The following is a 12,516-nucleotide window of genomic DNA, read 5'->3' as shown; positions in this document are numbered from 1 at the left end:
GGGCGGAAAAGGAGAGGAAACCCGTTCCTACCATCAAACTCGATGGGGGAGAACAACTGGAAGGAATGACCATACGATGGCACTCTATGATATCATCGACCAAAATAAGGATGGGCTGATCCGCGATTTGCAGGGCTGTATCCAAATTCCAAGCCTCCAGGCCGACGACAGCAGCGGCTACCCCTACGGCGAGCAGGTCCACCGCTGCCTCCACTATGTGCTGGACGCGGCTCAGGCTCTGGGCTTCCGGGTCCACAACATGGATGAGCAGGTGGGCTGGTGCGAGTACGGCGAGGGGGAAGAGATGGTGGCGGTGCTCAGCCACCTGGATATCGTCCCCGAGGGGGATGGCTGGACCGTGCCGCCCTATGGGGGAGACGTGATTGACGGCAAGCTCTATGGCCGCGGCTCCATGGACGACAAGGGCCCCGCCATGTGCGCCCTCTACGGCCTCAAGGCCATTGCCCAGGCAGGTCTGCCGCTGAAGCGCCGTATCCGCCTGATTTTCGGCCTGAATGAGGAGACGGGCAGCTATGACATGAAGTACTACGCCGCCCACGGTGGGGAGGTCCCGGTGATGGGCATCACCCCCGACGGGGAGTACCCTGTCATCAATGGGGAGAAGGGGCTGGTCACCGAGTTTTTCACCAAGGACCTGAACCAGACCGGCCCCATTCGCCTGGAGGAACTGTCCGGCGGCGCGGCCCACAACATTGTTCCCGCCCACGCCTGCGCAGTGCTCTCCTGCTCCTGGGAGGAGGCGGAGAAGATCGCCCAGCGCCGGGTCGGCAAGGTGACCTGTACCCTGACAGACGGCGGCGTCCGGATTGAGGCCGAGGGCGTCGGAGCCCACGGCGGCGCCCCGGAGGAGGGGGAGAACGCCATTGGGCGGCTGATGCTCTTCCTGTCCTCCCTGCCCCTGGAGGGGGACGTAAAGACCATGGTAGATATGCTGGCCGGCAAGCTGGGGATGGAGTACGACGGCGGGGCCCTGGGCATCAAGCTGTCCGATGAGCTGTCCGGCCCCCTGACCATGAATCTGGGCGTTATCCAGAAGGAGGGGGAGCGGGTTACCGTCAAGCTGAACTACCGCTATCCGGTCACCCACCTGTTTGAGGAGTGCGGACCCAAGGTGAAGGCGGCTTTTGAGGAGGCCGGCTTCCAGCAGAGCTACATTCTCCACAAGAAGGCCCTCTATATGGCGGAGGACAGCCCTCTGGTCAGCAAGCTGATGAAGGTGTACGCCGACTATACCGGCGACCGCCAGTCGACCCCCAAGTGCATCGGCGGAGGTACTTATGCCAAAATGATCCCCAATACCCTGGCCTTCGGACCGATTTTCCCCGGGGATGAGGTGCGGGAGCACAAGCCCGACGAGTTTATGGAGGTGTCCCGCCTGCTGGACAACACCAAGATCCTGGCCTCCGCCATGTATGAAATGGCACGCTGAGGGTACTGCTTTGATCTGGATTTTATTAAGAATTTTATAAAATTGGAGGATATTATGAAGATTACTGAGGTAAAGCTGGGCAAGATTTCTGTTCCCCTGCGGGTCCCCTTTAAGACCGCCCTCCGCTCTGTCAACAGCGTGGAGGACGTGATTGTGGAGATCCACACCGACACCGGGGCCATTGGCTACGGCGAGGCGCCCCCCACCGGGGCCATCACCGGCGACACCACTGGGGCCATTGTGGGAGCCATTCAGGACCATATCGCCAAGAGCCTTGTGGGGCACGATGTGGATGACTTTGAGGATGTGCTCCAGATTGTCCAGAAGTGCATTGTTAAGAACTCCAGTGCCAAGGCCGCTGTGGATATGGCCTTGTGGGACCTGTATGGTCAGCTCTACAAGATTCCTGTGTATAAGCTGATGGGCGGGGCCCGGAAGCAAATCGTCACCGACATTACCATCAGCGTCAATCCCCCGGAGGAGATGGCCCGGGACGCCGTCAACGCAGTGGAGCGGGGCTATGACACGCTGAAAATCAAGGTGGGGGCCAATCCGGAGCTGGACGTGGCCCGGCTCACCGCTGTCCGCCAGGCCATTGGCGACAAGACCTGTATCCGCATTGACGCCAACCAGGGCTGGGAGCCCAAGCAGGCCGTCCGTCTGCTCAATCAGATGCAGGAGAAGGGGCTGGATATCGAGTTTGTGGAACAGCCGGTCAAGGCCCACGACTTCGAGGGCATGAAGTATGTCACCGAGCGCTCCTATGTCCCTGTCCTGGCCGACGAGAGTGTGTTCTCCCCTGAGGATGCCATGAAGATCATGCAGATGGGGGCTGCCGACCTGGTGAATATTAAGCTGATGAAGTGCGGCGGGCTGTACAACGCTCTGAAGATTGCCTCTGCTGCCGAGGTCTACGGTGTGGAGTGCATGATCGGATGTATGCTGGAGGCCAAAATCTCGGTCAACGCCGCCGTCCACCTGGCCTGCGCCAAGAAAATTATCACGAAGATCGACCTGGACGGTCCCGTGCTGTGCAGCGAGGACCCCATTCTGGGCGGCGCGGTGTTTGAGGAGCAGGTTATCACCGTCTCTGACGAGCCCGGTCTGGGCATCAAGGGCGTGGAGGGCATCCAGTACTTGACCTGAGCCCATACACTGTTAGCGCCCAATGGCCATTCGGGAGGGCAAGCACGGCATGACCCAAGAGTCCCTTGCCGCCTGGGCTGGCAGCTGGCCCCGGTAAGAGGGCCTGCGGCACAAGAATGAACAGCGCATGATAACCCTTCAAACAGACGCCAGTGCTTGCTGCCTGCGTAAAGCAGACAGCAAGCACTGGCAATTTCATTTTTCCCCAGGGTTTGGCAAGCTCTGACAAATGGGGTTATCCTATGAAGCAGACGTTACCGCTGGATCCGTCCGGAGCCGTCGCCGCCGGCCAGCTTTTTCACCTCGGCGACGGTGACCATATTGTAATCCCCCTCAATGGAGTGCTTCAGGGCGGAGGCCGCCACGGCGAACTCCACCGCCGCCTGGGTGTTCTTGCCGGTGAGCAGGGAGTAGATCAGCCCGCCGCCAAAGGAGTCGCCGCCGCCCACCCGGTCGATAATGTGTAAGTCGTACTTCTTGGAGAAGCAGTACTCGCCGCTGGCCGCATCGTAGAGCATGGCGGACCAGCCGTTGTCAAAGGCGGAGTGGGACTCCCTCAGGGTGATGGCCACCTTCTCAAAGCCGAATCTGCCGGCCAGCTGCTTGGCCACCGACTTGTAGCCCTCGTGGTTCAGAGAACCGGCGGTAATGTCGGTGGCCTCCGCCTCGATGCCGAACACGTCCTTGGCGTCCTCCTCGTTGGAGATGCACACGTCCACGTACTGGCACAGGTCGGTCATGGCCTCGCGGGCCTGGTCCCGGGTCCACAGCTTACCCCGATAGTTCAGGTCACAGGAAATTTTGCCCCCCTTGGCCTTGGCGGCCTTGCAGGCTTCCCGGCAGATATCCACCACATTGGGGCCCAGGGCCGGGGTGATGCCGGTGAAGTGAAACCAGTCCACGCCCTCAAAGATGGTGCCCCAGTTGAAGTCAGTGGTGGCGGCCTCTTGAATGGCGGAGTGGGCCCGGTCGTAGATGCACACGCTGCCCCGCTGGGCGGCCCCCTTCTCGTTGAAGTAGATGCCAACCCGGTCGCCGCCCCGGACGATCATGCTGGTGTCCACACCGTACCGGCGCAGGGAGTTCACCGCCGCCTGACCGATGGCGTGGGCGGGCAGCTTCGTGACAAAGGCGGCGTCCAGACCGTAGTTGGCCAGGGAGACCGCCACGTTGGCCTCGCCGCCGCCGAAGGAGAATTCCAGGTGGTCGGCCTGGACAAACCGCTCGTAGTTGTAGGGCTGGAGCCGAATCATCAGCTCGCCAAAGGTAACAATTTTAGCCATAACGGGTTCCTCCTAAATCTCTATTTCTGGACCAGATGGATAGCGAAGCCGCCCACCTCGCCCTTGAGGTAGATGGCCTTGGGCTTGCGGGTGGTCTGGTCAAACTCCACGCCCTGGCGGCCCAGATGGTAGACGGCCCGCTCCAGGTGGTTGGTGCCAATGGCGATGTGGCCGTTCTTGCCCAGGTAGGGGGCCTTCATGCACTCCACGGTGCCGCCGGCGAAGATGGAGCTGCTGCCCGGCCTGTAGTCGAAGCCGAAGAGGGTACACAGACCTCTGGCGGTCTGCTCCGCCTCCCCCTCGTTCTCGCAGTTAATGCCCACGTGGGCTAGGGAGAAGCCCAGCATGGTGCGGACGGCCTCCTTGCAGATGGCGGTGATCTCCTCCCACTTGCCGGCCTTGATCATGTCGCTCTTGCACATCCAGGTGCCGCCCACGGCCACAATCCGCTCATAGCCCAGATAGTCGTTGACATTTTTGGCGTTGATGCCGCCGGTACACATCCACTTAGCGGTTTTCAGTGCCGCACCAATGTTCTTCAGCATAGCCACGCCGCCGTTGGCCTCGGCGGGGAAAAACTTCAGCACCTCGCAGCCCTGATTCATAGCCTGCTGCATCTCACCGGCGGTGGTGGTGCCGGGCATCATCAGTACGCCCTTGCCCATAACGTGCTGGACCACCTTGGGGTCGTAGCCAGGGGCCACGATGAATTTTGCGCCGGCGGCCATAGCCCGGTCGGCCTGGTCCACGGTGAGCACGGTGCCCGCCCCCAGCAGCATCTCGGGGACCTCCCGGTTGATGATCTTGATGCACTCCTCCGCGCAGGCGGTGCGGAAGGTGACCTCGGCAGCGGGCAGCCCCCCGGCCACCAGCGCTCTGCACAGGGGGATGGCCTCCTCCACACTGTTGAAAGCGATAACGGGGATGATGCCGATGTTGGAAATGGTTTCACTGATTGGATTCATAAAAATTCCTCCTAACAAAACCGGGGAGACTGGGGACCCAATCCCCCCGGTGAATCCAGATTACACGCCGGAGTAGGCCGCGAAGCCCGCGTCGATGGGCAGGACCACGCCGGTAATGGCGCTGGCGGACTTGTCATCGCACAGGAAGAACACGCCGCCCAGCAGCTCCTCGCTGTCCACAAAGCGGCCCATGGGAGTCCCGTTGAGGATCTTGGCGGAGCGGGCCGTGGGGGTTCCGTCCTCGTTGAACAGCAGGGCTCTGTTCTGGTTGGATACCAGGAACCCGGGGGCGATGGCGTTGCAGCGGATGCCGGAGCCGGCGAAGTGGGTTGCCAGCCACTGAGTGAAGTTGGAGATGGCGGCCTTGGCCCCGGAGTAAGCGGGGATCTTGGTGAGGGGGATATAGGCGTTCATGGAGGAGATGTTCAGGATGCAGCCGGATTTCTTCTCTACCATGTCCTTGACAAAGGTCTGGGTGGGCAGGAGGGTCCCCTGGAAGTTCAGCTTGAACACGAAGTCCACGCCGCCTGCGTCCAGGTCGAAGAAGGTCTTCTGCCCCTCGGCGGCCTCATGGTGATACTCGTTGTCGGTGGTGGCTCGGGGATTGTTGCCGCCCGCGCCGTTGATGAGGATGTCACAGGGACCCAGGTCGGCCCGTACCTGCTGGCGGACCGCCTCCAGGGACTCGGGCTCAAGCGCGTTGGCCTTGTAGCCCTCGCAGACCAGACCCTCGGCCTTCAAATCAGCGGCCAGCTTTTTCACCGCCTCCTCGTTCAGGTCCAGTGCAGCCACCTTGGCGCCCGCCTGAGCGAAGGCCTGGGCCATGGTGCCGCACAGTATGCCGCCGGCTCCGGTCACGACCACAACTTTGCCGGTAAAGTCAATGTTCAGCGGGAGATTCATCATCATTACTTCCTTTCTTTTTGATGGGTTGGATTGATTCAGCTCCTGCCACTCCGGGAAGGGCAGAAAAGGGGTCATACGTGGAAACGGAAAAACTCGTTGGTGTTGCCAAAGCAGATATCCGCCACCATTTGATTCAGATATTTCTCATCTTCCGGGTACTGGCCGCTCTCAACCCACTGGCCAATGAGCTGGCACAAGATTCGCCGGAAATACTCGTGACGGGTGTAGCTGAGGAAGGAGCGGGAGTCGGTGAGCATCCCCACAAAGCGGCTCAGAACGCCGTTGCAGGCCAGGTCGGTGAGGTGGGCGCGCATACCGGGCAGATTGTCGTTGAACCACCAGGCACTGCCGTGCTGGAGCTTGCCGGGTACGCCGCCACCCTGGAAGCAGGAGATAATGGAGTCAATGGCGGTGTTGTCCGCCGGATTCAGGGAGTAGACAATCACCTTGGGCAGGCCGCCGTTCTCCAGGAAGGCGTTGAGCAGGGGGGCTAGGTTCTCCACGCCGCTCTGGCTGTTCACCGCGTCGTGGCCGTGGTCGGGTCCCATGGCCGCCACAGCGGGCTTGTTGTTGTTCCGGAGGCAGCCAAAGTGGATCTGCATGACCCAGTTGACCTGGACGTACTTCCTGGCGCAGGCTATGGTCACCAGGGTCTTGTAGGCGTCAGCCTCCTCCCGGGAGGGCTTTTCTCCCGCCACTGTCTTCCGGAAGGCGGCGTTGGCCAGGGCGGAGTCGGGCTGGGCGTACATGCAGTAGTCCAGACCGTGGTCGGCGCACAGACAGCCTTGGGCGTCGAAGTAGTCAATACGTTCCAGGAGGGCGGCGGCCACATCCTCAGCGGAGGACAGCTCCCGGCCAACAACGCCGGACAGACGCTGGATATAGCGGTCGAAGCCGGGCTTCTCCACATTCACCGCCTGGTCCGGGCGGAAGGCGGGCAGGACCTTGATCTCCATCGTCTCGTCCGCCGCGATGACCTGGTGCCAGTGGAGGTCGTCCGCCGGGTCATCGGTGGTACACACCGCCTTAACGTTAAATTTCCTCATGAGCTGCCGCGCCGAATAGCCCTTGAGTTTCTCGTTGGCCTCGTCGTAGATGGCTTTGGCGGTCTCCGGCGTCAGTGGGGTGTGGATATCAAAGCCCCGCTGGAGCTCCAGGTGGCTCCAGTGATAGATAGGATTGCCGATAATCTGGGGCATAGTCCGGGCGAAGGCAAGGAACTTCTCCCAGTGGGAGGCCGCCCCCGTCACCTGGTCCTCGGGGATTCCCACGGCCCGCATGAGGCGCCACTTGTAGTGGTCCCCTCCCAGCCAGACCTGTGTGATGCTCTCAAACTTCCGGTCCTCAGCGATCTCCCTGGGGTCGATGTGGCAGTGGTAGTCAATGATGGGCTGGTTCTCCGCCACCTGATGGTAGAGCCGCTTCGCCGTCTCGGTGGACAGCAGGAAGTCCTGGTCCATGAATGCAGCCATAAATCATACCCCCTCAATGGCGCCGCCGTTGGCCTCAATCAGGCCGTTCAGGTAGGCGCTGCCCAGGGCCCGGTCAAAGAGGCCGTAGCCCGGCTTGGCGTTGGAGCCCACCTCGGACCAGATCATGCGGCCGTGGTCGGGGCGGAACCAGCCGTTGAAGCCGGTGTCCACCAGGGCCTTGACAATAGCGTTCATATCCAGGGAGCCCTCCTGGGACAGGTGGCCGGACTCCTCAAAGGAGGTGTCCTCCAGAATCCTCACATTGCGCAGGTGCATAAAGCCAATGCGGTCCATAGCGGAGTACTTCCGGACCAGCTTGGGGATGTCGTTTTTGGGGGAGCAGCCCAGAGATCCGGTACACAAGCACAGGCTGTTGGCGGAGCTGTCCACAATGGACAGATAGCGGTCCAGATTCTCCTCGCAGGTGATGACCCGGGGCAGGCCGAAGATGGGGTAGGGGGGGTCGTCCGGGTGGAGCGCCATCACCACGCCGCACGCCTCGGCCACGGGGATGACCTTTTTCAGAAAATATTCGATGTTGGCCCACAGGCCCTCCTCACCCAGCTCACCGTAGGCGCGGATCAGGTCCCGGACCTGGTCCTGGGTGTAGCTGGAGTCCCAGCCAGGCAGGTGGATGTTGTCCTTCAGAGGGTCCAGGCCCTTCATCTGGTCCCAGTACATGACCAGACTGGTGGAGCCGTCGGCGGCGGCCTTGTCCAACTGGGTCCTGGTCCAGTCGAAGACGGGCATGAAATTGTAGGTGACGCACTTGACACCGTATTTGGCGCAGCGGCGGATGGACTCGCAGTAGTTCTCGATGTGCCGGTCCCGCTCCGGCCTGCCCAGTTTGATCTCCTCGGTGACGGGGATGGACTCCACCACGTCGAAGACCAGGCCCTTTTCGGCGCACAGGTCGGCCAGGCGCTTGATGCTCTCCTCGGGCCACACCTCGCCGGGCTTAACGTCGTAGACGGCGGAGACAATGGAGCGCATCCCGGGGATCTGGCGGATATCGTCCAGCGTGACAGGGTCGCTCTCCCCGTACCAGCGGAAGGAACTCTTCATAACGCAATTACTCCTTTCTTTTATACCAGCCCAGCCATGGTGGGCAGTCCCAAACTGAGGAAGGGCGCATAGGTAACCAGCATCAGCCCGATGAGGATGGCGACATAGTACCAGAGCATATAGGGGATGGTTTTGGCCAGCGTCGTCTTGCCTACCTTGATGGCCACGAACAGGGTGTTGCCCACAGGCGGGGTGATGTTGCCGATGCACAGGTTGTAGACCAAAATCAGACCGAAGTGGACGGGGCTCATGCCGAAGGTCCGGACGATGGGCAGGAACAGCGGGGTAAAGATGAGAATGGCGGGGGTCACGTCCATGAAGGTGCCGGAGATCAGGAGGATCACATTCATAATGAGCAGAATGATGATGGGATTGTCCGTCAGCCCCAGCAGCGCGGCGGAGACAGCCTGGGGGATCTGGAGGAAGGACATGACCCAGCCCAGAATGTTGGATACGCCAATGAGGAATACCACCATGCCGCTCATTTTGGCGCTGTCCACCACGATGGTCCACAGGGATTTCAGGGTGATATTGCGGTAGAGGACGCCCAGAAGCAGCGCGTAGATCACGGCGATGGCGGAACCCTCGGTGGCGGTGAAGATGCCGCCCACAATGCCGCCGATGACCACCACAATGAGGGACAGGGCGGGGAGTGCATAAAGGGTTGAGACCCACAGATTCTTCCAGTCATATTTGCCGGGGGTCCCCTTATAGCCCTTGCGCATGGCCAGAATGACGCCCACCACAATACAGCAAAGAGCCCACAGGAGACCAGGTACATAACCGGCCAGGAAGAGGGCCGCCACCGAGGTGCCGCCGGAGGCCAGAGAGTAGGTAATCAGGGCGTTGGACGGGGGGATCAGCAGGCCGGAGGGGGCGGAGGCGCCGTTGGTGGCGGCACACAGGGCGGGGTCGTAGCCCTGCTCCTCCTCGCCCTGGCGGACCATGCTGCCCACTGCGGCGGCCGCGGCGGAGGCGGAACCGGAGATGGCCCCAAAGAGGGCGTTGGCCCCGGCGTTGGTGACCAGCAACGCGCCGGGCAGCTTGCCCAGCAGCGCCATTACAAAGTCCACCAGCCGCTTGGCAATGCCGCCCTGATTCATCAGATTGCCGGCCAGGATGAAGAAGGGGATAGCGGTCAGGCTGAAGCTGCTCATCCCCACGAAGGTGCGCTGAGCCGCGGTGACCACGGACACGTCCAGAGGCATGGTGGGGAGGATGGTCGCCAGCGCGGCGATGCCGATGGAGTAGGCGATGGGTACCCCCAGGGCCAGCAGGACCAGCAGAATCGCCAAAATCAAAAACAGAGAAGAAATCGCCATTTATACCGCCTCCTTTTCTCGATTGGAGAGGATTTCAATGATATTCAGTGCGGTGAAGAGCATATTGAGCACACCGCACAGCGGAAGGACCACATAGAAGATCCCAATGGAAACCCCCAGAGAGGAGGTCATCTGTCCCATCGCCAGGTTGGCAATCTGCACGCCGCCGAAGACCAGGATGACCAAGGAGAACAGGAAGGCGATGGTCTCGCCCAGGCAGTGGAGCAGCTTCTGGACGCCGGGCTTGGTCATGTCCACCAGGATAGGGATGTTCATGTGGCCCCGCTCGGAGATAACAATGGAGGCGCCCAGCAGACTCATCCACGCGAACATGTAGGAGACCAGCTCCTCAGACCAGGAGGAAGGATTGTCCAAAATATAGCGGGTAAAGACCTGCCAGCAGGTCAGCGCCACCATAACAAGGAAGCTGACGCCCGCCAACAAATTCAGCAGCCGGGTCAATGCGGTACGAAGGGTTTTCATGGTCAGCGGCCTCCTCTCACTGCTCCGCCGAGGCGTACTCGGCGTTTAATTCCTGGATTCTCTCATAGATTGGGGCCAGATCAGGGTTGGAGTCAATCAGGTTCTGATGCATAGGGGTACAGATATCCTGAAAGGGCTGGACGTCGGGATACAGGAAGGTGACGCCCTGCTGGTTGACAGCCCGGTCCTTGGCGGCCTCTACGGCCTCGCTCCACTCCTCCCGCTCCACCGTGTTGACCAGCTTGAAGCCCTCCTTGAAGATGACGCGCTCCTCCTCGGACAGACCGTCCAGAAAGCTGCAGTTGCCAATCAAAATGTCGGGGATCATCTGGTGCATGTCGTAGGAGTAGAATTTGCACACGTCGCCATGGCCGTTGGAGGTCAAGGCCAGTTCGTTGTTCTCCGCTCCGTCGATGACCTTGGACTGGAGGGCGGTGTAGACCTCGCCAAAGCCCATGGGGGTCGCAGAGCCGCCCAGCAGATTCATCATGGTCACATTGGTGGGGGACTGCTGGACCCGGATCTTCAGGCCCTTCAGGTCTGCAGGGGAGTTGATGGGGGTATCCACGGTGTAGAAGTTTCGGGTCCCCGCGTCAATCCAGGTGACCGCCTCGAAGCCGGCCTGCTTGGTGGACTCGAAGATGGGGTCCGCCACCTCCGGGTCGTCCATAGCCGCGTGGTATGCCTCGCTGGAGGAGAAGAGATAGGGCAGGTTGAAGATGGTGTAGTTTCTGGAGAAGGTCTCCAGAATGGAGTTGCTGGCAACGCAGAAATCAATGGCTCCCGTCTGGGTCAGCTGGACCATGTCCGTCTGAGAGCCTAACAGCTCACTGGGGTAGACCTCCACGTCATACTTGTGGCCCAGCTTGCTCTCAATAAATTCCTCGAAGGCAAGAAGTGCGATATTCGTAGGATGGTCTGTCGCCTGGTTGTGACCGATGCGGATGATGCGTTTATCCCCCGCTGAGCAGCCGGAGAGGATTGGCAGCAGCACAATTGCACCCAGTGCGGCCGCCAATAGTTTCCGAAAATGTTTCATCCTCTGAATGGCCTCCTTTGATAACTGATTTTGAAAATATTGCCCTAATTTTTCCTGAAAGTTGTATATTCCAGATTTTCCTTCCAGGATTGTTTCTGATGGATCGCTGTATCTGTAAAACGCAGTTCAAAAAACATTTGGCCGGCCCTCCTGTTTTCTATAATGCAAGTATAGCCAGAATTCATTTTTTTCGCGTGGTATTTATGGCTTGAAATATGGTGAAAATTGCCTTATAATATAATGGTGTAAAAACAGAGAGGAGTTTTTGTGGAAGATGAACAAAGACATTTGGACTGACCGTCAGGTCATGCTGGATGAGTCCGCCTTTGAATTTCACCACTATCTGGACCATGTTCCGCCGAAAGTGGAATTTCATCAGCACCCCTTTTATGAGGTGTTCTTATTCCTGGGCGGCAACGTGAGCTACACCATTGAGGGCAAGACCTATAAGCTCCTCCCCGGAGATATTTTGCTGACCAACAGCCTGGATATTCATCGCCCGGAAATCTCTCCCGGAAAGCCCTATGAGCGCATTGTGATCTGGCTGGATGAACGTTTCTTCGAACAGCTGCGCGCCGGCGGAGATGATCTGGCCTCCTGTTTCGCAGACGCCGCCAGAAAGGACTACCGCCGGATTCGCCCTGACCAGTCAAGCCTGATTCGTATGCGGAATCTATGCGCACAAATCTCTCAGGCTCAAAATAGCAGGGCCTTCGGCAGCTTTACTTTGGTCTGCGCTTATTTGTTTGAGTTTTTGGTGGAAGTATGCCGATGTTATTTCAACACTTCCGACACAGTACAGGAGGATGTGACGGAAAACGACAAAATCAATGGTATTTTGGCCTATATCAACTAAAATATTACCGCAAATTTATCTCTTGATGCTATTGCGGAACGGTTCTTTACCAGTAAATTCTACTTGAGCAGGCAGTTTAAGCAATTTACTGGTATGAGTATTTACCAGTACATCATTAAAAAGCGGGTTACCATTTCCCGAGATTTGCTCCGAAGTGGCACCTCTGTGACAAGTGCCTGCATGGAGTGCGGCTTTAACGATTACTCTAATTATCTAAAAGCCTTTAAACGGGAATTTGGATGTAATCCCCGCGAGTTTATGAATTATAGATTTTAATCATCCAACATGGAGGTAGCTCAACACGAGACTCCGCCTGGCTGTGGACGCCCCTGGAAACCCCTCCCAAAACTCATCTCCAAAAAAATGAAAATAAATCAAATATTATCCTTGACAAAGCGGTGGGGTTGTGCTATTATCTCTCTTGCAGTCACGAAGGGCTGTATTTCCGGGTGTGGCGAAGTTTGGTATCGCGCTTGAATGGGGTTCAAGAGGCCGCTGGTTCGAATCCAGTCACTCGGACCAGAAAAAA

12 protein-coding genes and 1 tRNA gene are annotated in these 12,516 nt (G+C 59.1%); 5 read left to right on the top strand and 8 right to left on the bottom strand.

Annotated features, from left to right (window positions below; translation table 11 throughout):
- Positions 1–76: 76 nt before the first annotated feature.
- Positions 77–1,450, top strand: a complete 1,374-nt coding sequence (gene pepV / locus D1646_RS00960) for a dipeptidase PepV (protein ID WP_160634627.1) — start codon at positions 77–79, stop codon at positions 1,448–1,450.
- Between the two features lie 54 nt (positions 1,451–1,504).
- Entirely contained in the window at positions 1,505–2,596 is a 1,092-nt protein-coding gene (locus D1646_RS00955; protein WP_160634626.1) for a dipeptide epimerase, read from the top strand.
- Between the two features lie 254 nt (positions 2,597–2,850).
- On the opposite strand, the gene D1646_RS00950 is transcribed toward D1646_RS00955, so the two are convergent.
- The 8 genes from D1646_RS00950 to D1646_RS00915 all read right to left on the bottom strand — a co-directional run bounded on the left by D1646_RS00950 (position 2,851) and on the right by D1646_RS00915 (position 11,131).
- Positions 2,851–3,879: a sugar kinase gene (locus D1646_RS00950; protein WP_160634625.1), complete on the bottom strand. Its 1,029-nt coding sequence runs from the start codon at positions 3,877–3,879 to the stop codon at positions 2,851–2,853.
- Between the two features lie 20 nt (positions 3,880–3,899).
- The gene (eda, locus tag D1646_RS00945) at positions 3,900–4,844 is read right to left on the bottom strand and encodes a bifunctional 4-hydroxy-2-oxoglutarate aldolase/2-dehydro-3-deoxy-phosphogluconate aldolase (RefSeq protein WP_160634624.1); all 945 of its coding nucleotides are present in this window, start codon (positions 4,842–4,844) and stop codon (positions 3,900–3,902) included.
- A gap of 60 nt (positions 4,845–4,904) precedes the next feature.
- Positions 4,905–5,747 carry an SDR family oxidoreductase gene (locus D1646_RS00940; protein WP_160634705.1) on the bottom strand — a complete coding sequence of 281 codons (843 nt, stop codon included), beginning with the start codon at positions 5,745–5,747 and terminating at the stop codon, positions 4,905–4,907.
- Between the two features lie 74 nt (positions 5,748–5,821).
- A complete protein-coding gene (gene uxaC, locus D1646_RS00935; protein ID WP_160634623.1) occupies positions 5,822–7,222 on the bottom strand; it encodes a glucuronate isomerase in 1,401 nt (466 codons plus the stop codon).
- 3 nt (positions 7,223–7,225) lie between these two features.
- Entirely contained in the window at positions 7,226–8,287 is a 1,062-nt protein-coding gene (gene uxuA / locus D1646_RS00930) for a mannonate dehydratase (RefSeq protein WP_160634622.1), read from the bottom strand.
- A gap of 20 nt (positions 8,288–8,307) precedes the next feature.
- Complete coding sequence (locus D1646_RS00925; RefSeq protein ID WP_160634621.1) at positions 8,308–9,609, bottom strand: TRAP transporter large permease; 1,302 nt, start codon at positions 9,607–9,609, stop codon at positions 8,308–8,310.
- Positions 9,610–10,092: a TRAP transporter small permease gene (locus D1646_RS00920; RefSeq protein ID WP_160634620.1), complete on the bottom strand. Its 483-nt coding sequence runs from the start codon at positions 10,090–10,092 to the stop codon at positions 9,610–9,612.
- Positions 10,093–10,108: 16 nt separating this feature from the next.
- The gene (locus D1646_RS00915) at positions 10,109–11,131 is read right to left on the bottom strand and encodes a TRAP transporter substrate-binding protein (protein WP_160634619.1); all 1,023 of its coding nucleotides are present in this window, start codon (positions 11,129–11,131) and stop codon (positions 10,109–10,111) included.
- 274 nt (positions 11,132–11,405) lie between these two features.
- On the opposite strand from D1646_RS00915, the gene D1646_RS00910 reads away from it, so the two are divergent.
- The 3 genes from D1646_RS00910 (at position 11,406) to D1646_RS00905 (ending at position 12,509) form a co-directional block, all read left to right on the top strand.
- The gene (locus tag D1646_RS00910) at positions 11,406–11,987 is read left to right on the top strand and encodes an AraC family ligand binding domain-containing protein (RefSeq protein ID WP_243153970.1); all 582 of its coding nucleotides are present in this window, start codon (positions 11,406–11,408) and stop codon (positions 11,985–11,987) included.
- Between the two features lie 3 nt (positions 11,988–11,990).
- Positions 11,991–12,263: an AraC family transcriptional regulator gene (locus D1646_RS22910; RefSeq protein WP_347565103.1), complete on the top strand. Its 273-nt coding sequence runs from the start codon at positions 11,991–11,993 to the stop codon at positions 12,261–12,263.
- 169 nt (positions 12,264–12,432) lie between these two features.
- Positions 12,433–12,509: transfer RNA gene (locus tag D1646_RS00905), tRNA-Pro, on the top strand.
- Positions 12,510–12,516 lie beyond the last annotated feature (7 nt).

The sequence above is a fragment of the Pseudoflavonifractor sp. 60 genome, assembly GCF_009911645.1.
Taxonomy (GTDB): domain Bacteria; phylum Bacillota; class Clostridia; order Oscillospirales; family Oscillospiraceae; genus Lawsonibacter.
Note: the sequence above shows the minus strand (reverse complement) of the source record. Positions and strands in the feature narration are given on the sequence as shown.

Bases quoted from the DNA above. Each gene is read 5' to 3' on its own strand.
- uxuA (WP_160634622.1), bottom strand. From the start codon at position 8,287: ATGAAGAGTTCCTTCCGCTGGTACGGGGAGAGCGACCCTGTCACGCTG.
- D1646_RS00920 (WP_160634620.1), bottom strand. From the start codon at position 10,092: ATGAAAACCCTTCGTACCGCATTGACCCGGCTGCTGAATTTGTTGGCG.
- D1646_RS00925 (WP_160634621.1), bottom strand. From the start codon at position 9,609: ATGGCGATTTCTTCTCTGTTTTTGATTTTGGCGATTCTGCTGGTCCTG.
- pepV (WP_160634627.1), top strand. From the start codon at position 77: ATGGCACTCTATGATATCATCGACCAAAATAAGGATGGGCTGATCCGC.
- uxaC (WP_160634623.1), bottom strand. From the start codon at position 7,222: ATGGCTGCATTCATGGACCAGGACTTCCTGCTGTCCACCGAGACGGCG.
- D1646_RS00955 (WP_160634626.1), top strand. From the start codon at position 1,505: ATGAAGATTACTGAGGTAAAGCTGGGCAAGATTTCTGTTCCCCTGCGG.
- eda (WP_160634624.1), bottom strand. From the start codon at position 4,844: ATGAATCCAATCAGTGAAACCATTTCCAACATCGGCATCATCCCCGTT.
- D1646_RS00940 (WP_160634705.1), bottom strand. From the start codon at position 5,747: ATGAATCTCCCGCTGAACATTGACTTTACCGGCAAAGTTGTGGTCGTG.
- D1646_RS00910 (WP_243153970.1), top strand. From the start codon at position 11,406: ATGAACAAAGACATTTGGACTGACCGTCAGGTCATGCTGGATGAGTCC.
- D1646_RS00950 (WP_160634625.1), bottom strand. From the start codon at position 3,879: ATGGCTAAAATTGTTACCTTTGGCGAGCTGATGATTCGGCTCCAGCCC.
- D1646_RS00915 (WP_160634619.1), bottom strand. From the start codon at position 11,131: ATGAAACATTTTCGGAAACTATTGGCGGCCGCACTGGGTGCAATTGTG.